Below are 20,088 nucleotides of genomic sequence, written 5' to 3'. Positions count from 1 at the left end.
ACCCAGGTCTACGTTTTGCGATCCGTGAAGGTGGTCGTACTGTAGGTGCTGGTGTTGTTGCGAAAGTAACTGCATAAGCATATTATAGTGACGGATTACGTCTCAGGTTGAGGGCTTTGGCTCTCAACTTGCATTATAGGTCAGTAGTTCAATTGGTAGAGCGTCGGTCTCCAAAACCGAATGTTGGGGGTTCGAGTCCCTCCTGACCTGCATATTTTGAAATAAAAAGCTTGATGCTGGCTTAGTTGTTCATATAATAAGTCGCGAGTTCTACGACGAGTACAAAAATGTCGAATGATAAATCGCGTGACGCATTGAGCGACGCGCCAATTCCTCAAAGAAATAATTCTGCTGAAGTTGTTCGTTCTGGTTCGCCTCTAGACATTGTTCTATGGGTGATTGCAATAGCATTGTTGCTTTTAGCTACCATGGTGAATCAGCACTTACCAGCGTATTGGGCGCCTGCAAATAATGTTTGGGTGCGCGTTGGGGCAATTTTTGCTTGTATCGTTGTGGCTTTAGGTTTATTATACGCCACCCATCAAGGTAAAGGCTTCGTTCGTTTGCTAAAAGATGCACGAGTCGAATTGCGTCGAGTAACTTGGCCAACAAAACAAGAAACAGTCACTACTTCGTGGCAGGTTCTATTGGTTGTAGTTGTTGCATCACTGGTTTTATGGTGCTTTGACTATGGTTTGGGTTGGTTAATTAAGTTGATTATCGGGTAAAAGAGCTATGAAACGTTGGTACATTATTCATGCCTACTCTGGCTATGAAAAACAAGTGTTGCGTTCACTTACAGAACGAATCCAGCGTAGCGCTGTTGCTGATAGCTTTGGTGATGTCCTTGTTCCTACCGAAGAAGTGGTGGAAATGAAGGATGGTAAGAAACGTAAATCTGAGCGTAAATTCTTTCCTGGCTATGTGTTAGTCGAAATGGAAATGAATGATGATACTTGGCATATTGTTAAAGAATGTCCAAAGGTTCTAGGTTTTATCGGTGGTACACCTGAAAAACCAGCACCAATCACTCAGCGTGAAGCAGATGCGATTCTTGCGCGTGTACGTAATACTGGTGAAGCACCACGTCCTAAAACGATGTTTGAGCCAGGTGAAGAATTACTTGTTATTGACGGTCCATTCACAGACTTTAAAGGTGTGGTGGAAGAAGTTCAATACGATAAGTCACGTTTAACGTTGACGATTAATGTATTTAATCGACCAACTCAGGTTGAACTCGAATTTCGCCAAGTCGAAAAAACGATTTAATCTTAATTGGTTGAAAAGCGCCCGATTTTATCGGGCATTGTTGTTGTAACAGTAGTGTTGCGTAAAGATTGGGGAGCCTAGCGGCGTTTGTACCCAGAGGTATTTTAAAATGGCTAAGAAGATTGACGGCTATATCAAGCTGCAAGTTCCAGCTGGTAAAGCAAATCCATCTCCACCAATTGGTCCTGCGTTAGGTCAACGTGGTGTAAACATCATGGCATTCTGTAAAGAATTCAATGCTGCTACACAAAAAGTTGAACCAGGTCTTCCAATTCCTGTAGTGATTACTGTGTACAACGACAAGTCGTTCACATTCATCATGAAAACTCCTCCAGCTTCTATTCTTCTTAAGAAAGCTGCTGGTATTCAAAAGGGTTCATCTGTACCAAACAAAACTAAAGTTGGTAAGTTGACTCGTGCTCAGTTAGAAGAAATTGCGACTACTAAAGAACCAGATTTAACTGGTGCTGATTTAGACGCACGTGTTCGTACCATCGCTGGTTCTGCACGTTCTATGGGCTTGGAAGTGGAGCTATAAGACATGGCAAAGTTAACTAAACGTCAAAAAGCCATTGCTGCTGCTGTTGAAGCAAACAAAGTTTACACTTTGGAAGAAGCGGTACAAGTTCTTAACAGCCTACCTGCTGCAAAGTTCAAAGAATCTTTGGACGTAGCTGTAAACCTTGGTGTAGATCCACGTAAATCTGATCAGGTTGTTCGTGGCGCAACTACATTACCTGCAGGTACTGGTAAAACTGTACGTGTAGCTGTATTTGCTCAAGGCGCTCAAGCAGAAGCTGCTAAAGAAGCTGGTGCTGATGTTGTAGGTTTTGATGACCTTGCTGAAAGCATCCAAGGTGGAAACCTTGACTTTGATGTTGTAATCGCTGCTCCTGACGCTATGCGTGTTGTTGGTAAGCTCGGTACAATTCTTGGTCCACGTGGTTTAATGCCAAACCCTAAAGTTGGTACTGTAACTCCTGATGTAGCGAATGCTGTTAAAAACGCTAAATCTGGTCAGGCCCGTTACCGTGTAGACAAAGCGGGTATTATCCATGCTGCGATCGGTCAATTAGGCTTTGATGCTGCTGCTATCCGTCAAAACGTTGAAACCTTAGTTGCTGACTTGAAAAAGTTAAAACCTGCAACTTCTAAAGGTGTATACATCAAAAAGATCACTTTGAGCTCAACTATGGGTCCTGGTCTTACTGTTGATGTAAACAACGTTTCTAACTAAGTTTAGACTTAGTAAAGAATTTTAAAGTCCTGATAGAGGACAGAGCCTAAATAGAAATATTTTTCTATTAGGTTGGGGGAGGCCAAAGCCTTATCCCTTACTCATCAGGCGGACTTTGAATTGATAAATGAGAATTTATCAGCGTCAAAGACCTCAGGCGAAAAGATGTTGTTTTCGAATAGCACTTTTCTTAATAAAACAGCCTGCGTAGACGCGGTGGTGTGATTTGTTCCTCCTCCGCGTGTAAGTCGAAAGGCTTACGAATTGGGAGTGTGCCCAGTGGGTACATAAATCACCTTAGGAGGTTTTACAATGGCTCTTCTTATTGAAGACAAAAAACAGATCGTTGCGGAAGTAAGTGAAGTTGCTTCTAAGGCGTTTGCAGCCGTTGTTGCTGACTACCAAGGCTTAAGCGTAGAGCAATTAACAACACTTCGTGTTGAAGCTCGTAAGTTGGGTGTTTCTACACGTATTGTACGTAACACTTTGGCTAAACGCGCACTTCAAGATACTCAATTCAATATCTTGAGCGACAACCTTGTTGGTCCAACAATTCTAGGTTTTTCAACTTCTGAAGATGACATGGGTGCAGCTGCACGTTTGTTCGAAGAATTTGCTAAAACTAACAAAGCATTTGAGTTAAAAGCTGCTGCATTTGACGGCAAAGTTTATCAAGGTGCTGACGTTAGCGTAATTGCAAACCTTCCGAACCAAGAGAAAGCTCTTACTATGCTTGCCTCTGTCCTTCAAGCTCCTATTTCGAAATTGGGTCGCCTTATTACAGCGCTCAAAGAGAAAAACGAGTCAGAAGCTGCTTAATCAATTTTACACACCATTCAATATCCATTTGGAGTTATTCTCATGGCTTTAACTAACGAAGAAATCTTAAACGCAGTTGCTGAAAAAACTGTTCTTGAACTTGTTGAATTAATTTCTGCTTTCGAAGAGAAATTCAACGTTTCAGCTGCAGCTGTTGCTGTTGCTGCTCCAGCTGGTGGCGCTGCTGCTGCTGCTGAAGAACAATCTGAATTCAACGTTGAGTTGACTTCTTTCGGTGCTAACAAAGTAGCTGTAATTAAAGCAGTTCGTGAAGCAACTGGCCTTGGTCTTAAAGAAGCTAAAGACCTAGTTGAAGGTGCTCCTCAAGTTCTTAAAGAAGGCGTTTCTAAAGAAGAAGGCGAAGAACTTAAGAAGAAACTTGAAGAAGCTGGTGCTACAGTTACACTTAAGTAATTGTAAAAGGAGTCGGTTTTTAAATCGGCTCCATAAAATGGCTGATGGCTCTTGGGTCATCAGCCTTTTTGCGTTACAATAATCGGCTCGATTTTTGTAAGTTTTGTTTGATTTTTGAGAAAATCAAAATAAAACAATAAATTTCAAATGTTTACCAATATTTTTCTTTTTTAAAAATATTGTTAAGCGTTTTTATACCACTAAAAATTGCAGCATTTGTAAACAGTGGTGGCCATATCGGCCTGCGTAATTCCTTCTGAGCCCGTTCTGCAGGCGGGCTTAGTTTACTTTCCGAGGACTCCAGATGGCATACTCATATACCGAAAAGAAACGGATCCGTAAGAATTTTGGTAAATTGCCCCAAGTAATGGATGCACCGTACTTACTATCGATTCAGGTCGATTCGTACAGAACATTCTTGCAAGATGGCAAAACTCCAAAAAACCGCGAAGATATCGGTCTCCAAGCCGCATTTCGTTCAGTTTTTCCTATCGAAAGTTATTCTGGCAATGCTGCTTTAGAATTTGTTGAGTATAGCCTTGGTAAACCTGAGTTCGATGTACGCGAATGTATTCTTCGTGGTTCGACTTATGCGGCACCAATGCGCGTTAAAATTCGTTTGATTATTAAAGATCGCGAAACTAAATCAATTAAAGACGTACGAGAACAAGAAGTCTATATGGGTGAAATTCCACTCATGACTGAAAACGGTACATTCGTCATTAATGGTACTGAGCGTGTAATCGTATCTCAATTACATCGTTCACCAGGCGTTTTCTTTGATCACGATAAAGGTAAAACCCACTCAAGTGGTAAAGTGTTGTATTCAGCACGTATCATTCCTTACCGTGGTTCATGGTTAGACTTCGAATTTGATGCGAAAGACTTAGTTTACGTACGTATTGACCGTCGTCGTAAATTACTTGCTACTGTTGTATTACGTGCACTAGGTTATAACAACGAACAAATCTTGAATTTGTTCTATGAAAAAGTACCTGTGTATCTTGATATGGGTAGTTACCAGATTGACCTAGTCCCTGAACGTTTACGTGGGGAAATGGCGCAATTTGATATTGCTGACAATGACGGTAAAGTTATTGTTGAGCAAGGTAAACGTATTAATGCTCGTCACGTACGTCAAATGGAAGCTGCTGGTTTAACAAAACTTTCAGTTCCTGATGAATACTTATATGAGCGTATTACTGCTGAAAATATTACTTTACGTGATGGTGAAGTAATTGCTGCTAATACTTTGTTAAGCCATGAAGTTATGGTGAAACTAGCAGAAGGTGGTGTTAAACAGTTCAATATCTTGTTTACGAACGATATTGACCGTGGTTCGTTTGTTGCTGACACATTACGTGCAGATACAACAGCTGGCCGTGAAGAAGCATTAGTTGAAATTTATAAAGTAATGCGTCCAGGCGAGCCGCCAACAAAAGAAGCTGCTGAAAACTTATTCAATAACTTATTCTTCTCTTCTGAGCGTTATGACTTATCTCCAGTAGGTCGTATGAAGTTCAACCGTCGTTTGGGTCGTCCATACGAAGTTGGTACTGACCAGAAGTCACGTGAAGTAGAAGGTATTTTATCGCACGAAGATATCATTGATGTATTACGTACATTAGTTGAAATCCGTAACGGTAAAGGTGAAGTCGACGATATCGATCACTTGGGTAACCGTCGTGTACGTTCTGTTGGTGAAATGACTGAGAACCAATTCCGTGTTGGTTTGGTTCGTGTTGAACGTGCTGTTAAAGAGCGTTTAAGCCAAGCAGAAACAGATAACTTGTCTCCGCAAGATTTAATTAACGCTAAACCAGTTGCAGCTGCAATCAAAGAATTTTTTGGTTCAAGCCAGTTATCTCAGTTCATGGACCAAAACAACCCATTATCTGAGATTACGCATAAGCGTCGTGTATCAGCGCTTGGGCCTGGTGGTTTAACACGTGAACGTGCGGGCTTTGAGGTACGTGACGTACATCAAACTCACTATGGTCGTGTATGTCCAATTGAAACGCCGGAAGGTCCAAACATTGGTTTGATCAACTCGCTTTCTGTATATGCAAAAGCAAATGACTTCGGTTTCTTGGAAACACCTTACCGTAAAGTGGTAGATGGTCGAGTCACTGATGCAGTTGAATACCTATCTGCGATTGAAGAAGTAGGCACTGTTATTGCACAGGCCGATTCTGCAGTAGATAAAGATGGCAACTTAACAGAAGAGTTTGTTTCTGTTCGTCATCAAGGTGAATTCGTACGTATGCCACCAGAAAAAGTGACGCATATGGACGTTTCTGCTCAGCAGGTTGTATCTGTTGCTGCATCACTTATTCCATTCCTTGAACACGATGATGCGAACCGTGCGCTTATGGGTTCAAACATGCAACGTCAGGCAGTTCCTACTCTACGTGCGGATAAACCGCTTGTAGGTACAGGTATGGAAGCGAACGTTGCACGTGACTCTGGTGTGTGTGTGATCGCAAACCGTGGTGGTGCAATTGAATACGTAGATGCTTCTCGTATCGTTATTCGTGTAAACGAAGATGAAATGATTGCTGGTGAGGCTGGTGTAGATATCTACAACCTCATTAAATATACGCGTTCTAACCAGAACACTTGTATCAACCAAAATATTATCGTGAATTTAGGCGACAAAGTTGCTCGCGGTGATATCTTGGCAGACGGTCCGTCTACAGATATGGGTGAGCTTGCGCTTGGTCAAAACATGCGCGTTGCGTTCATGACTTGGAACGGTTACAACTATGAAGACTCGATCTTATTATCTGAGCGAGTACTTCAAGAAGACCGTTTAACTTCTATTCATATTCAAGAATTATCTTGTGTAGCGCGTGATACTAAGTTAGGTGCAGAAGAAATTACTGCCGATATTCCTAACGTTGGTGAAGCTGCACTTTCTAAACTTGATGAATCAGGTATCGTTTATATCGGTGCTGAAGTTACAGCAGGCGACATCCTTGTTGGTAAAGTAACCCCTAAAGGTGAAACTCAGTTAACTCCTGAAGAAAAATTGCTTCGCGCAATCTTTGGTGAGAAAGCAGCTGATGTTAAAGATTCATCTTTACGTGTTCCATCTGGTACAAAAGGTACAGTTATCGACGTTCAAGTCTTCACTCGTGATGGCTTAGAGAAAGATGATCGTGCATTAGCTATCGAAAAAGCACAGCTTGATGCTTACCGTAAAGACTTGAAAGAAGAATACAAGATCTTTGAAGAAGCAGCTCGTGAGCGTGTAATTCGTTTGCTTAAAGGCCAAGAGTCTAATGGCGGTGGTTCAACTAAACGTGGTGACAAACTCGTTGAAGAAGTGTTATCAGGTTTAGAGCTTGTTGATTTACTTGAAATCCAACCAGCAGATGAAGCAATTGCTGAGCGTTTAACTCAAATTCAAGTGTTCTTAAAAGAAAAGAGCGCAGAAATTGATGAGAAATTCGCTGAGAAGAAACGTAAGCTTGCAACAGGTGATGAATTAACAACAGGTGTATTGAAAGTTGTTAAAGTTTACTTAGCTGTTAAACGTCGTATTCAGCCTGGTGATAAGATGGCTGGTCGTCACGGTAACAAGGGTGTTGTATCTAACATCCTACCTGTTGAAGACATGCCACACGATGCTAACGGTGTGCCGGTAGATATCGTATTGAACCCGCTGGGTGTACCATCTCGTATGAACGTGGGTCAGATTCTTGAGACTCACTTAGGGATGGCGGCTAAAGGGCTTGGTGATAAAATCGAGAAAATGTTGAAAGAACAACGTACAGTTTTAGAACTGCGTGAATTCTTAGACAAGATTTATAACAAAGTCGGTGGTGAGCAAGAAGATCTTGATAGCTTAACTGATGATGAAATCTTAGCACTTTCAGGCAACTTGCGTGCAGGTGTGCCTTTAGCTACTCCTGTATTCGATGGTGCTGAAGAAAGTCAAATTAAAGACTTACTTGAGTTAGCTGGTATTTCACGTACAGGTCAAACAGTATTGTATGATGGCCGTACAGGTGAACAGTTTGATCGTCCAGTAACTGTAGGTTACATGTACATGCTCAAATTAAACCACTTGGTTGACGACAAGATGCATGCGCGTTCAACTGGTTCTTACTCTCTTGTTACACAGCAACCGCTTGGTGGTAAAGCACAATTCGGTGGTCAGCGTTTCGGTGAGATGGAGGTCTGGGCACTTGAAGCTTACGGCGCAGCATATACTCTCCAAGAGATGTTAACTGTTAAGTCGGATGACGTTGAAGGTCGTACACGCATCTATAAGAATATTGTAGATGGTAACCATTATATGGATCCGGGTATGCCTGAATCGTTCAACGTATTGACCAAAGAGATCCGTTCTTTAGGTATCAACATTGAACTGAAAAATGGTGATTAAGTCTTAAGACTCACGATTTTTTAGGTAAAAACAATATTTGTGACCCAGTCGGGTAAGCGCTGCTTCCCGACACACGGAGAAAAAAATTGAAAGACTTGCTCGATATCATGCGTAAGAAAACGGACTCAGATGGTCATGCACCAATTGAGTTTGACCGTATCCGTATTGGTCTTGCGTCACCAGAAATGATTAAGTCATGGTCTCATGGTGAAGTTAAAAAACCTGAGACAATTAACTACCGTACTTTTAAACCAGAACGTGACGGTTTGTTCTGTGCCAAAATCTTTGGTCCAGTAAAAGATTACGAATGCTTGTGTGGTAAATACAAGCGTATGAAATACAAAGGCGTCATTTGTGAAAAATGTGGCGTTGAAGTAACTACAGCGAAAGTTCGTCGTGAACGTATGGGTCACATTGAGCTTGCTTCTCCAGTTGCACATATCTGGTTCTTAAAATCGTTACCGAGCCGTATCGGTTTATTACTTGATATGACACTACGTGATATCGAACGTGTATTGTATTTCGAATCATACGTTGTAACTGACCCTGGTATGACTCCGTTTGAAAAGTATCAACTTTTAACAGACGAAGAATACTTCAATGCACTTGAAGAGCACGGTGATGAATTCACTGCGAAAATGGGTGCAGAAGCGGTTCAGGACTTGTTGAAAGATATCGATCTTGAAGCTGAAATCGCACGTTTACGTGAAGAAATCCCTCAAACAACTTCTGAAACGAAGTTGAAAAAGGCGTCTAAGCGCTTGAAATTGATGGAAGCATTCAAAGATTCAAACAACAAGCCAGAATGGATGGTGATGAATGTACTTCCTGTACTTCCACCTGACTTACGTCCATTAGTTCCACTTGAAGGTGGTCGTTTTGCGACTTCTGACTTGAACGATTTATATCGTCGTGTCATTAACCGTAACAACCGTTTGAAGCGTCTTCTTGACCTTGCTGCTCCAGATATCATCGTACGTAACGAAAAACGTATGTTACAAGAGTCTGTAGACGCATTGCTTGATAACGGTCGTCGTGGTCGTGCGATTACTGGTTCTAACAAACGTCCATTAAAATCTTTGGCAGATATGATCAAAGGTAAACAAGGTCGTTTCCGTCAGAACTTATTAGGTAAACGTGTTGACTATTCTGGTCGTTCGGTAATTACTGTAGGTCCTACTTTACGTCTTCACCAATGTGGTCTTCCGAAGAAAATGGCACTTGAATTATTCAAGCCATTTATTTTCGCGAAGCTACAAGCTTCGGGTCAGGCGACTACCATTAAAGCTGCGAAGAAAATGGTTGAGCGTGAGACTCCGGAAGTTTGGGACGTTCTTGCTTCTGTAATTCGTCAACATCCAGTCATGTTGAACCGTGCGCCAACACTTCACCGTTTAGGTCTTCAAGCATTTGAACCTATTCTTATTGAAGGTAAGGCAATCCGTCTTCACCCACTCGTTTGTGCTGCGTTTAACGCCGACTTCGATGGTGACCAAATGGCGGTACACGTTCCATTGACACTTGAAGCACAGTTAGAAGCTCGTGCATTGATGATGTCAACAAACAACATCTTGTCACCAGCAAACGGTGAACCGATCATCGTTCCTTCTCAGGACGTTGTCTTGGGTCTTTACTACATCACTCGTGATGCTGTAAATGCCAAAGGTGAAGGCATGGTGTTTGCGGATACTCACGAAGTAAACCGTGCGCTTGCTACTGGTCAGGTTGCGATCCATGCACGTGTTAAAGTACGTGTACATCAAACTGTTATCAATGAAAATGGTGAACGTGAACACGAAACTATTATTGTTGATACAACTCCTGGTCGTTGTTTGCTTTGGGAAATTGTTCCACAAGGCTTAAGCTTTGACATGATCAACCTTGAGATGACTAAAAAGAACATCTCTAAATTGATCAACTCTTGCTACCGTAAACTTGGTTTAAAAGATACAGTTATCTTTGCTGACCAATTAATGTACTTGGGCTTCCGTCAAGCGACTCGTTCAGGTGTATCTGTAGGTATGGAAGACATGCTCATTCCACCTACTAAGCACACTATTATCGATAAAGCAGAAACAGAAGTTCGTGAAATCGAACAACAGTTCGAACAAGGTTTCGTAACTGCTGGTGAGCGTTATAACAAAGTTGTCGATATCTGGGCGCGTACAAACGACCAAGTTGCTAAAGCAATGATGGATAACTTGTCTTATACACTTGTGAAAAACAAACAAGGTGAAGACGAGAAGCAAAAATCATTCAACAGCATCTATATGATGTCTGACTCTGGTGCCCGTGGTAGTGCGGCGCAGATTCGTCAGCTTGCTGGTATGCGTGGTTTGATGGCAAAACCGGATGGCTCGATTATTGAGACTCCGATTAAAGCGAACTTCCGTGAAGGTTTAACAGTACTTCAGTACTTTATTTCAACACACGGTGCGCGTAAAGGTTTGGCCGATACAGCATTGAAAACTGCGAACTCTGGTTACTTGACTCGTCGTCTTGTAGACGTAGCGCAAGACTTGGTAATTACTGAACCTGACTGTGGTACAGCGGGTGGTTTAGTAATGACTCCATTCATTCAAGGTGGTGATGTCATCGAGCCATTACGTGACCGCGTTTTAGGTCGTGTAACTGCTGAAGATGTACGTCGTGCATCTGATGATGAAGTTGTATTACCTCGTGGTACGTTAATTGACGAGAAAATCGCAGCTCAGCTTGAAGAAGCTGGTGTCGATGAAGTTAAAGTACGCTCTGTAATCGCATGTGAATCAACATTCGGTGTATGTGCTCGTTGTTATGGTCGTGACCTTGCACGTGGTCACTTGGTGAACCCAGGTGAATCAGTAGGTGTAATGGCTGCACAATCAATTGGTGAGCCAGGTACACAGTTAACGATGCGTACGTTCCACGTTGGTGGTGCTGCGAGCCGAACTTCTGCTGCAAACAGTGTTCAAGTACGTAACAAAGGTACTGTACGTTTCCATAACGTGAAAACTGTACAACATGCAAAAGGCCATTTGGTTTCAGTTTCGCGTTCAGGTGAAATTGGTATTGCCGATGATTTAGGTCGTGAGCGCGAGCGTTATAAACTTCCTTACGGTGCAAGCATCTTGTTGAAAGATGGTGAAGCTCTAGAAGCGGGCGGTATCGTAGCGACTTGGGATCCGCATACACATCCATTGGTAACAGAAGTTGCTGGTAAAGCGCGTTTCAGCCAAATCGCTGATGGCGTAACTGCAACATCGAAAACTGATGATGCAACTGGTATGACTACTGTTGAAATCTTGCCTGTAACAGCTCGTCCTGCTTCTGGTAAAGATTTACGTCCTGCAATCGTGTTGGATACAACAGATGGCGGCGAACAGTTCTACTTCTTGCCACAAAACACAATCGTAACTGTCCGTGATGGCGAAACGATCGGTGTGGGTGACGTTATTGGTCGTGTACCACAAGAAACATCACGTACTCGTGATATTACCGGTGGTCTTCCACGTGTAGCTGACTTGTTCGAAGCGCGTAAGCCAAAAGAACATGCGATTCTTGCTGAAGTATCAGGTGTTGTAAGCTTTGGTAAAGAAACTAAAGGTAAAAACCGTTTAGTGATTACTCCTGATGATGGTTCTGAGATTTACGAAGAGTTGATTCCAAAATGGCGTCAAATCAACGTGTTCGAGGGCGAGCATGTGAACCGTGGTGAGACTATTTCTGATGGTCCACAAAACCCACATGACATCTTGCGTTTGAAAGGTGAAGTTGCGTTAACTAACTACATCGTGAACGAAGTTCAAGACGTTTACCGTCTCCAAGGTGTAAAAATCAACGATAAGCACATTGAAGTTATCGTACGTCAAATGTTGCGTAAAGTTGATATCACTGATGGCGGTGATACAAGCTTCATTAAAGGCGAGCAAGTGGATTACATCCGCGTTGTTCAAGAGAACCAAGCTGTCTTGGCTCAGAACAAATTCCCTGCGAAGTTTGAACGTCAATTAATGGGTATTACTAAAGCATCGCTTTCTACTGACTCATTCATCTCTGCTGCATCGTTCCAGGAAACAACTCGTGTGTTAACTGAAGCGGCTGTAACAGGTAAAGAAGATGATTTACGTGGCTTGAAAGAAAACGTTGTAGTAGGTCGCTTGATCCCAGCAGGTACTGGTCTTGCATACCACTTAGAACGTCGTCGTCAAGAAGCAGAAGCTGCGGAACATGAGCTTCATAATGACTTCAGCGAAGTAGACCAAGCATTCAGCCAAGCATTAAACTCAGAACAATTCTAAGTTTAAACTGGCACTAGAAAAGGCACCTCAGGGTGCCTTTTTTATTAATCTTTATTTTTAACAATAAAAAGTTGTCATTACATAAACATATTAAAGAGTCATTAATTTATTACTTAAGCGGGATAAAAACTTCACAAAAATATATTAGGCTACCCGCTTATGAAGACTGGAGTATATCTAATGAAAAAAATGATGATGATTGTTAGTGTTGGCCTGATGTCAACAACTTTATTCGTTGGTTGCCAAAATGCTAGTCCAGAAAGTAAACGTATTGGTTCGGCAGCGATTGGTGGCGGTGCAGGCGGTGCGGTAGGGAAACATGTAGGCGGTAATATTGGTGCTGGCTTGGGAGCGGCACTCGGCGCAGGTGTTGCAGCTAATGCAAAAGGATCTAGCAGTAAAACAGTACGTAACAGTGCAATTGGTGCAGGTTTAGGTGCTGTTTTAGGTGGAGCTATCATCGGCGGCGATACTGGTGCTGCTACAGGTGGAGCACTTGGTGGTAGTGCAGGCGCGGCTTATGAAGAGAAGAAAGGAAAATACTAAAAGTATCCTTAATAAGATTTAAATTAAAGAAGCCTTTATATGAATAGAGGCTTCTTTTTTATAATTAAAATTTGGACGAATAAATAAAAAGAAGAGCTTTACAAAATATCTATCGATTAGGACAGACGAATAACACAATCTGATCAAATTCCTCATAAAAGAGGACTATTCTTTTCATTAGGACAAGTAGTAGTGAGTACGGTCATGAAAAAAACAATTGGATTAGTTTCTGCTTTAATGTTGTCTACACTTATGTTCACAGGCTGTCAAAATATGAGCCCATCTGACCAACGTATTGGTGCAGCGGCAGCAGGTGGAGCACTTGGTGGCGGCTTAGGTAACCATGTCGGTGGCGGTATTGGTGCAGGTTTAGGTGCAGCAGTCGGTGCGGGTGTCGGTTCTAATACTCAAGGTGGTAGTAAACAAACAACGACCAAGAGCGCAATTGGTGCTGGTATTGGTTCTGTAGTAGGTAAAGCATTGATTGGCGGTGACTCTGGTGCAGCGATTGGTGGTGCAATCGGTGGTGGTGCTGGTGCTGCTATTGAAGAGAAAAAATAAAAGGTTTGTAGATTTATAAAATAAGCGCTAATAAGCGCTTATTTTTATTGAGGGAAAGGCTTAGCTTTTTTACGTCTGATATAAAGTGTTTTTTGAACCTCTGCAATTCGTACCCCGGATTCATCAAAGATATTTAGATGATAGGTTCTTAAAACAGGTGCGTAGTTTTCGGCAAGTTCACGAATTTGTTCAATTTCGGCTAAATCGACTCGAATATCTGCATGTACAGTACTGCGGCCAGGCGAAAGAAAATTAATTTCAGCAGCTTTATCCCAAACAATATATTTTGATCCGAGATGATGCATAAGAATCATCATATAAAATGGGTCAACCATTGAATAAAGACTTCCACCAAAATGTGTACCGACTAAATTTTGGTTTTTCCAAGTCAGCTGCATCTTTACACGCACATGGCAAAGTTCTAAATTCATGATTTCAATATAAATCCCTGCACCACGATAAGGGGGATAGTGATTAAATAGAAATTTTGAAATCGTAGGATTGTTCTGAAGTCTTCTTAAAATAGCCATAATAGTCAATTTTTTTTATTGCAACAGTATTCATACTAGATAAGTATCATCTTTTTTATATTGATGGCAATGCTCTATCCGACTAACGACATGATCGATTGAAAAACAAGATAGGAAATGATTATGCAGCCAAAAGTTCATACAGTAACAACAAGTGATCAACAAACGCTTTATGCTAAAGCATGGGGTGATGAAAAAAATACACCATTGGTTTTAGTACATGGCTATCCAGACAATCAAGAAGTATGGGAATCAATCATTGAGCATTTGATCAATGACTTCTATATTGTTACTTACGATGTGCGTGGAGCAGGTTTGTCATCTATACCAAAACGTATACGCGATTATCGTTTAGAGCGTTTATCTTTAGATTTACAAGAAGTAGTAGATGAGTTATTACCGAATCGCCAATTCCATATGGCTGCACATGATTGGGGTTCTATTCAGTCTTGGGAATCGGTCACTGAGCCTAAATTTAAAGGACGTTTATTATCATACACAACCATTTCTGGGCCGTGTCTTGATCATGCTGCTTTATTTTTGCGTGATAAATTTAAATCTTCGCCAGCCCAAATTTTAAAAATATTAACCAAATCTTGGTATATCGGGGCATTTCATCTTCCACTGCTCGCACCAACAGTATGGTCTCTTTTTAGTCCAGAAAAATGGGGTAAAATTCTTACTCAATTAGAAAGAAAAAATAATTTACCTTTAAATAATAATATTAATGCTGATGGTAAATATGGCATTAATTTATATCGTGCCAATTTTATTCCTCGCTTAACTGGCCCACGTCAACGTTATGCACAGTGCCCAGTAAAAGCGGTTATTTTAAAATATGATACGTTTGTGAGTCCTGAATACATCACTGAGGCTATGCCACAGTGGGTTGAAAATTTTGAATATGTAGAGCTTGAGGCAAATCACTGGGCCATTCTGAGTGAGCCTGAGAAAATAGCAACCCATATTCGTGAATTTATTAAAGCTCAAGCTTAAGAATAGAGTGACTGCATAAAACTGTTAATTCGGCGATATTTTCGGCTTCATAGATATGAATCTGCTAGAATATCGCCTTTTGTTTTGCTCTGAACTTATTCATGAATGCTGTCGTTATTGCGATTGCAGTGATGTTCTTATTATCACTGGCGCGCGTTTCTGTCGTACTGACTTTAGTGGTTTCTGCCATTGTGGGCGGCCTCGTAGCAGGTTTAAGCCTTTCTCAAACCGTTGAAGCTTTTAACGCTGGTCTTGGCGATGGTGCTGAAGTTGCACTTGCCTATGCAGTGTTAGGGGCATTTGCTCTGGCACTTTCAAAATCTGGATTACCTGATTTACTTGCCCATAAGCTGATTGGTTTATTGGGAATGGAAGCTGGAAAAAGCCGTCAGACTAAAGTGAAATATCTACTTTTAGGTATTTTATTAATTTCTGCTATTTTCTCTCAAAACCTTATTCCAGTTCATATTGCTTTTATTCCTGTATTGGTTCCGCCTCTATTAAAGGTAATGAACCATCTAAAATTAGACCGCCGAGCAGCAGCTTGTGTACTTACGCTAGGGTTAGTAGGTACTTATATCTTTCTTCCAGTTGGATTCGGTGCAATTTTCCTTGAACAGATTTTGATGGGAAATATTAACAAGATTGGCGCGGCGTACGGCTTACATGTTGATCGGGCAATGATGCCAATTGGCATGGCTATTCCTGTTTTAGGTATGGTGTTAGGCACCTTGGTTGCGGTATTTATTAGTTATCGTAAACCAAGAATTTATGTCGATCGTGCAATTACCCCTGTGGCTACGATTGATTTAGATAAACCTCTTCGCGCAACGACCCAAGCTGAAACAGCAGACTTAAAAGCAGACGCGGAAGAGCTAAAGCATGAAGCAGAGCAAGCACCAGTTATTGCAAAGAAAACGATCTTGATGGCATTACTTGCAATTGGCTTGACGCTTGCCGCGCAGCTGTATTCAGGTTCGATGATTTTGGGTGGTTTAGTTGGTTTTGCTGTTCTATCTACTGCCGGAATTTTCAAATGGCAAGATGCAGATGATGTCTTTGTACAAGGCATGCGAATGATGGCTTTAGTCGGTTTCATCATGATTTCTGCTGCCGGTTTCGCCTCGGTTATGACTCATACTGGTGATATTAATCAGTTAGTAAATGGGGTAGTCGAGATTATCGGAGATAACCGTGCACTTGCTGCTTTCTTAATGCTTTGTATTGGCTTATTTGTGACAATTGGTATTGGTTCATCTTTCTCAAGTGTTCCTGTGTTAGCTGTTATTTATGTGCCTTTATGTGTGCAATTTGGTTTCTCTCCATTAGCAACGATTGCACTTATTGGTACGGCAGCAGCATTAGGTGATGCTGGATCACCAGCTTCTGACTCAACTTTAGGACCAACAGCTGGTTTGGGAGTAGATGGTCAACATGACCATATTTGGGATACAGTTGTACCTACCTTTATTCACTTTAATATTCCGCTATTAATTTTTGGCTGGATTGCTGCCATGGTTTTATAGTTTTTTATAAAATATTAAAATATAAACCTTCTTAATCATAATCTTTAGATTTAAATTAAGAAGGTTTTTTATTGCTTAAATAAAACATGTATTTTAAATAAATTATATTAAAATACTCAGAATTGAAAGTATATTAAAATAGTTGGTAATATAAAATAATCTTGATTAATATGGTTGGAATTAAAGTCTATTAAAACGGTTGGTTAATATATAATTTTATTTAAAACAGTTATTTAAAAATAAATAATAAGATAATTTTATAATGAGTATTGCATGGTTTTAAAATAAATGTTTATTATAAATATAAATAAGGTTGGAGATATTAAAGTGCTCAAAAAAGCTTTGGTTATTGCATTAATGGGGGTTTCTTCTTTTACTTTTGCCGGTAACTGGCAAGTGAAATTTGGTGGCAGTTTTATTGCTCCCTCAGAAGATACAACAACACCTTTAGGTGTAGTAAAAGCAGATCAAGAATATGCATTTACACCATCGGTAGAATACTTTTTTGGTCAATCTCCATTTTCAGCAGAGTTATTATTAGCAACACCAGTTAATCATGATGTTTTGTTAGATGGAAATAAAGTAGCGCGTATTAAACAGTTACCACCAACGATTACTGCTAAATATCATTTTAAAAACTCGACTCGTTTTACCCCATATATTGGTATCGGTGCAACAGCATTTATTCCTTGGGACGAGCAGGGTGTTGCAGACAAAGTAAAAGAAGATTTTGGTGTAGCAGGCCAAGTCGGTTTTAATTTCCAACCTGCTGATGCTAAAAACTGGGGTGTATTTGTAGACGTACGTTATGCTGATTTAAGTCCTGAAGTTACTTTAACAAATGGCGCTAAATTTGATCTAGATATTAATCCTTTTGTTTACACACTAGGTTATAGCTATAAATTCTAAGCATAATAATAAATAGAAAAATATAATAATAAACCTAGACTCAGGCACCTCACATATATTTTATGTGAGGTTTTTTTTATACACTTTATTTGCACTAAAAAAAGCATAAAACAGACAGTTTTATACATATTTAAAGCAAGTTTTTTTCTAAACTAATTTCTATTCATTACAAACATGGGAAGAAAAACATGAATAACAAATTAGCGATTTGTTTCGCATTTCTGAGCGGTATTGCTTTTACACAAAGTTCACAAGCTGCGAGTTTTTCGTGTAATGCTGCAAAAACGAAAACGGAAAAAAGTATTTGTAAAAATCTTTCTTTAAATGATGCTGATGTAAAAATGGCAACAACGTATCAAATTGTCCTGCACGCTTTACCTATGGGTGGTCGTGATAGTCAGAAAGATGCTCAATACCAATGGTTGAAAAAGCGAAATGCTTGTGCGGCTAACGTAAGTTGTATTAGCAATGCTTATCAACAACGCCAAAAACAGTTAGACACGATATTGCAAGATAGAGTGTTAAGCCACGGTCCATTTTAATTAGAGTAAAAATTTTTAATATTCAGGATTGAAAAATTCTAGAAGTACTCCATTCATAAAGCATTCGAGAACAAACAGCTTCAAAATTTAAGGAGTGATTTATGAGTGAACAAGCATCACAAAATTATAGTTTCCAAGCAGAAGTTGCACAGCTTTTACATTTAGTGACGCATTCTCTCTATTCTAACCCTGAGATTTTCTTACGTGAGCTTATCTCTAATGCATCAGATGCATGTGATAAGTTGCGTTTTGAAGGAATTAATCATCCTGAATATTATGAAAATGATCCGGACTTGCATGTACGAATCAGCTTAAATAAAGAAGATAAAACCTTAACAATTTCTGATAACGGTATTGGTTTAAGTCAACAAGAAGCAATTGATAACTTAGGTACGATTGCGAAGTCAGGTACTAAAGATTTCATGTCAAAATTGACGGGCGATCAAAAAGCAGATGCTCAATTGATCGGTCAATTTGGTGTTGGTTTTTATTCAGGTTTTATTGTTGCCGATAAAATTACGGTTGAATCACGCCGTGCGGGTCTAGATGCATCTGAAGGGGTGCGCTGGATTAGTGGCGGTACAGGTGAGTTTAAAGTTCAGCAAATTGATAAGGCTTCACGTGGTACCGACATTATTCTTCACTTACGTGATGACGCGCTTGATTATCTAGAGTCTTATAAAGTTAAGCAGATCGTTAATAAATACTCTGACCACATTAGCTTGCCAATTGAAATGCAAAAAGAAGTTTGGCAGGAAGAAGAGGTTGCTGAAGGGGAAGAGCCTAAAGGCGGCCAAATGGTCAAAACTGACGAGTGGGAAGCAATTAACTCAGCAAGTGCATTATGGACACGTAACAAGAGTGAAGTCACGGAAGAGCAATATGTTGAGTTCTATAAAAACTTAACGCATGACTTTGAAGCACCACTGGCTTGGGCACATAACCGTGTTGAAGGTAGTACTGAATATACGCAATTACTTTATATTCCAAGTAAAGCACCACATGACATTTTTACACGAGAAGCAAAAGCGGGAATTAAGCTATATGTAAAACGTGTCTTTATTATGGATGATGCGGATAATTTAATTCCAAACTATTTACGCTTTGTTCAAGGTGTTGTGGATAGTGCGGATTTACCGCTTAATGTTAGCCGTGAGTTGTTGCAAGAAAGCCGTGATGTCAAAACAATTCGTGAAGGTAATGCGCGCCGTGTATTAACTTTGCTTGATGGTTTAGCTAAATCAGAAGATGAAAAAGACCAAGAAAAATTCAAGACATTCTACAGTGAGTTTGGCTCAGTAATTAAAGAAGGCTTGGGTGAAGACTTTGGTAACCGCGAACGTATTTTAAAATTATTACGTTATGCGACATCGACAAATGATGAAGTGACGACTTCTTTTGCCGATTATAAGGCACGCATGAAAGAGGGCCAAAAAGCCATCTATTATGTGACTGCTGATAGCTTAGCGGCAGCGAAAAACTCACCACAGCTTGAGTTGTTCAAGAAAAAAGGTATTGAAGTATTATTAATGGCAGAGCGTGTTGACGAGTGGGCAATGAATTTTGTTCATGAATTTGACGGTACGCCATTAAAGAATGTATCTAAAGGCGCTGTTGATTTAGGCGACTTGCAAGATGCTGAAGAGAAAAAAGCACTTGAGGAAGCAGCTGAACAGTTTAAGCCTGTTGTTGAGAAATTAAGTGACTCATTGAAGGCTAAAACTAAAGAAGTACGTGTAACGACGCGTCTAGTTGATTCTCCTGCGTGTTTAGTAACGAGCGAAGGTGAGTTATCTCCTCAACTCATTCGTATGCTGAAACAAGCAGGGCAAGCGGTGCCGGAAATTAAACCGATTTTAGAAATTAACCCTGAGCATCCTTTAGTGAAGAAACTTGATGGGTCAGAGCAGTTTGATGATTTGGCAAACGTGATTTTCGATCAGGCTGTCATTGCTGAAGGTGGTTTACCAGAAGACCCTGCTGCTTATGTAAAACGTATTAATAGCTTATTGCTGAAGTAATTTAGCTTAAAAAAAGCCTCTGAATGTTCAGGGGCTTTTTTGTGG

16 protein-coding genes, 1 tRNA gene and 1 pseudogene are annotated in these 20,088 nt (G+C 40.5%); 17 read left to right on the top strand and 1 reads right to left on the bottom strand.

The annotated features are described in order from the left end of the window. From KTI78_RS15775 to KTI78_RS15720, 12 genes and pseudogenes are all read left to right on the top strand, one after another. Positions 1-77: pseudogene (locus KTI78_RS15775) on the top strand (elongation factor Tu); the annotation flags it as partial. 60 nt (positions 78-137) lie between these two features. Continuing rightward, positions 138-210 (top strand) — tRNA-Trp (locus tag KTI78_RS15770). Positions 211-287: 77 nt separating this feature from the next. Further along, positions 288-728 (top strand): preprotein translocase subunit SecE, encoded by a 441-nt coding sequence (gene secE / locus KTI78_RS15765; RefSeq protein ID WP_002114837.1) that lies wholly within the window; start codon positions 288-290, stop codon positions 726-728. 7 nt (positions 729-735) lie between these two features. Further along, entirely contained in the window at positions 736-1,269 is a 534-nt protein-coding gene (nusG, locus tag KTI78_RS15760; protein ID WP_016142418.1) for a transcription termination/antitermination protein NusG, read from the top strand. A gap of 109 nt (positions 1,270-1,378) precedes the next feature. Beyond that, complete coding sequence (gene rplK, locus KTI78_RS15755; protein ID WP_001074682.1) at positions 1,379-1,807, top strand: 50S ribosomal protein L11; 429 nt, start codon at positions 1,379-1,381, stop codon at positions 1,805-1,807. 3 nt (positions 1,808-1,810) lie between these two features. After that, complete coding sequence (gene rplA, locus KTI78_RS15750) at positions 1,811-2,506, top strand: 50S ribosomal protein L1 (RefSeq protein WP_005065788.1); 696 nt, start codon at positions 1,811-1,813, stop codon at positions 2,504-2,506. Positions 2,507-2,818: 312 nt separating this feature from the next. After that, positions 2,819-3,325, top strand: coding sequence for a 50S ribosomal protein L10 (gene rplJ / locus KTI78_RS15745; RefSeq protein ID WP_262446670.1), 507 nt, complete (start codon positions 2,819-2,821; stop codon positions 3,323-3,325). A 42-nt stretch (positions 3,326-3,367) separates the two neighbouring features. Beyond that, a complete protein-coding gene (gene rplL, locus KTI78_RS15740) occupies positions 3,368-3,739 on the top strand; it encodes a 50S ribosomal protein L7/L12 (RefSeq protein ID WP_001229360.1) in 372 nt (123 codons plus the stop codon). Positions 3,740-4,043: 304 nt separating this feature from the next. After that, positions 4,044-8,132 (top strand): DNA-directed RNA polymerase subunit beta, encoded by a 4,089-nt coding sequence (gene rpoB / locus KTI78_RS15735; protein WP_016142416.1) that lies wholly within the window; start codon positions 4,044-4,046, stop codon positions 8,130-8,132. Positions 8,133-8,218: 86 nt separating this feature from the next. After that, entirely contained in the window at positions 8,219-12,412 is a 4,194-nt protein-coding gene (gene rpoC / locus KTI78_RS15730; RefSeq protein ID WP_262446669.1) for a DNA-directed RNA polymerase subunit beta', read from the top strand. A 180-nt stretch (positions 12,413-12,592) separates the two neighbouring features. Beyond that, on the top strand, positions 12,593-12,958 hold the full coding sequence (locus tag KTI78_RS15725; RefSeq protein WP_224992403.1) for a DNA transfer protein p32: 366 nt from the start codon (positions 12,593-12,595) through the stop codon (positions 12,956-12,958). A gap of 204 nt (positions 12,959-13,162) precedes the next feature. After that, entirely contained in the window at positions 13,163-13,519 is a 357-nt protein-coding gene (locus KTI78_RS15720; protein WP_224992402.1) for a DNA transfer protein p32, read from the top strand. Between the two features lie 44 nt (positions 13,520-13,563). Here KTI78_RS15720 and KTI78_RS15715 read toward each other — a convergent pair whose 3' ends face one another. Continuing rightward, positions 13,564-14,049, bottom strand: a complete 486-nt coding sequence (locus KTI78_RS15715) for a DUF4442 domain-containing protein (RefSeq protein WP_262446668.1) — start codon at positions 14,047-14,049, stop codon at positions 13,564-13,566. Positions 14,050-14,166: 117 nt separating this feature from the next. On the opposite strand from KTI78_RS15715, the gene KTI78_RS15710 reads away from it, so the two are divergent. The 5 genes from KTI78_RS15710 (at position 14,167) to htpG (ending at position 20,043) form a co-directional block, all read left to right on the top strand. Beyond that, positions 14,167-15,045: an alpha/beta fold hydrolase gene (locus KTI78_RS15710; protein WP_224992400.1), complete on the top strand. Its 879-nt coding sequence runs from the start codon at positions 14,167-14,169 to the stop codon at positions 15,043-15,045. 101 nt (positions 15,046-15,146) lie between these two features. Next, entirely contained in the window at positions 15,147-16,571 is a 1,425-nt protein-coding gene (locus tag KTI78_RS15705; protein WP_262446667.1) for a Na+/H+ antiporter family protein, read from the top strand. A gap of 327 nt (positions 16,572-16,898) precedes the next feature. Further along, positions 16,899-17,480: an OmpW/AlkL family protein gene (locus tag KTI78_RS15700; RefSeq protein ID WP_262446666.1), complete on the top strand. Its 582-nt coding sequence runs from the start codon at positions 16,899-16,901 to the stop codon at positions 17,478-17,480. 188 nt (positions 17,481-17,668) lie between these two features. After that, entirely contained in the window at positions 17,669-18,022 is a 354-nt protein-coding gene (locus KTI78_RS15695; RefSeq protein WP_262446665.1) for a lysozyme inhibitor LprI family protein, read from the top strand. A 101-nt stretch (positions 18,023-18,123) separates the two neighbouring features. Continuing rightward, positions 18,124-20,043, top strand: a complete 1,920-nt coding sequence (htpG, locus tag KTI78_RS15690) for a molecular chaperone HtpG (protein WP_262446664.1) — start codon at positions 18,124-18,126, stop codon at positions 20,041-20,043. Positions 20,044-20,088 lie beyond the last annotated feature (45 nt).

The sequence above is a fragment of the Acinetobacter sp. WU_MDCI_Abxe161 genome (assembly GCF_025514355.1).
In the GTDB taxonomy this organism is placed as follows: Bacteria; Pseudomonadota; Gammaproteobacteria; order Pseudomonadales; family Moraxellaceae; genus Acinetobacter; species Acinetobacter pittii_E.
This window is presented reverse-complemented; position numbering and strand designations above follow the sequence as displayed.

What these genes read in the sequence shown, in the direction of transcription:
- secE (WP_002114837.1), top strand. Translation starts at nt 288, where the DNA reads ATGTCGAATGATAAATCGCGTGACGCATTGAGCGACGCGCCAATTCCT.
- nusG (WP_016142418.1), top strand. Translation starts at nt 736, where the DNA reads ATGAAACGTTGGTACATTATTCATGCCTACTCTGGCTATGAAAAACAA.
- rplK (WP_001074682.1), top strand. Translation starts at nt 1,379, where the DNA reads ATGGCTAAGAAGATTGACGGCTATATCAAGCTGCAAGTTCCAGCTGGT.
- rplA (WP_005065788.1), top strand. Translation starts at nt 1,811, where the DNA reads ATGGCAAAGTTAACTAAACGTCAAAAAGCCATTGCTGCTGCTGTTGAA.
- rplJ (WP_262446670.1), top strand. Translation starts at nt 2,819, where the DNA reads ATGGCTCTTCTTATTGAAGACAAAAAACAGATCGTTGCGGAAGTAAGT.
- rplL (WP_001229360.1), top strand. Translation starts at nt 3,368, where the DNA reads ATGGCTTTAACTAACGAAGAAATCTTAAACGCAGTTGCTGAAAAAACT.
- rpoB (WP_016142416.1), top strand. Translation starts at nt 4,044, where the DNA reads ATGGCATACTCATATACCGAAAAGAAACGGATCCGTAAGAATTTTGGT.
- KTI78_RS15725 (WP_224992403.1), top strand. Translation starts at nt 12,593, where the DNA reads ATGAAAAAAATGATGATGATTGTTAGTGTTGGCCTGATGTCAACAACT.
- KTI78_RS15720 (WP_224992402.1), top strand. Translation starts at nt 13,163, where the DNA reads ATGAAAAAAACAATTGGATTAGTTTCTGCTTTAATGTTGTCTACACTT.
- KTI78_RS15715 (WP_262446668.1), bottom strand. Translation starts at nt 14,049, where the DNA reads ATGGCTATTTTAAGAAGACTTCAGAACAATCCTACGATTTCAAAATTT.
- KTI78_RS15710 (WP_224992400.1), top strand. Translation starts at nt 14,167, where the DNA reads ATGATTATGCAGCCAAAAGTTCATACAGTAACAACAAGTGATCAACAA.
- KTI78_RS15705 (WP_262446667.1), top strand. Translation starts at nt 15,147, where the DNA reads ATGAATGCTGTCGTTATTGCGATTGCAGTGATGTTCTTATTATCACTG.
- KTI78_RS15695 (WP_262446665.1), top strand. Translation starts at nt 17,669, where the DNA reads ATGAATAACAAATTAGCGATTTGTTTCGCATTTCTGAGCGGTATTGCT.
- htpG (WP_262446664.1), top strand. Translation starts at nt 18,124, where the DNA reads ATGAGTGAACAAGCATCACAAAATTATAGTTTCCAAGCAGAAGTTGCA.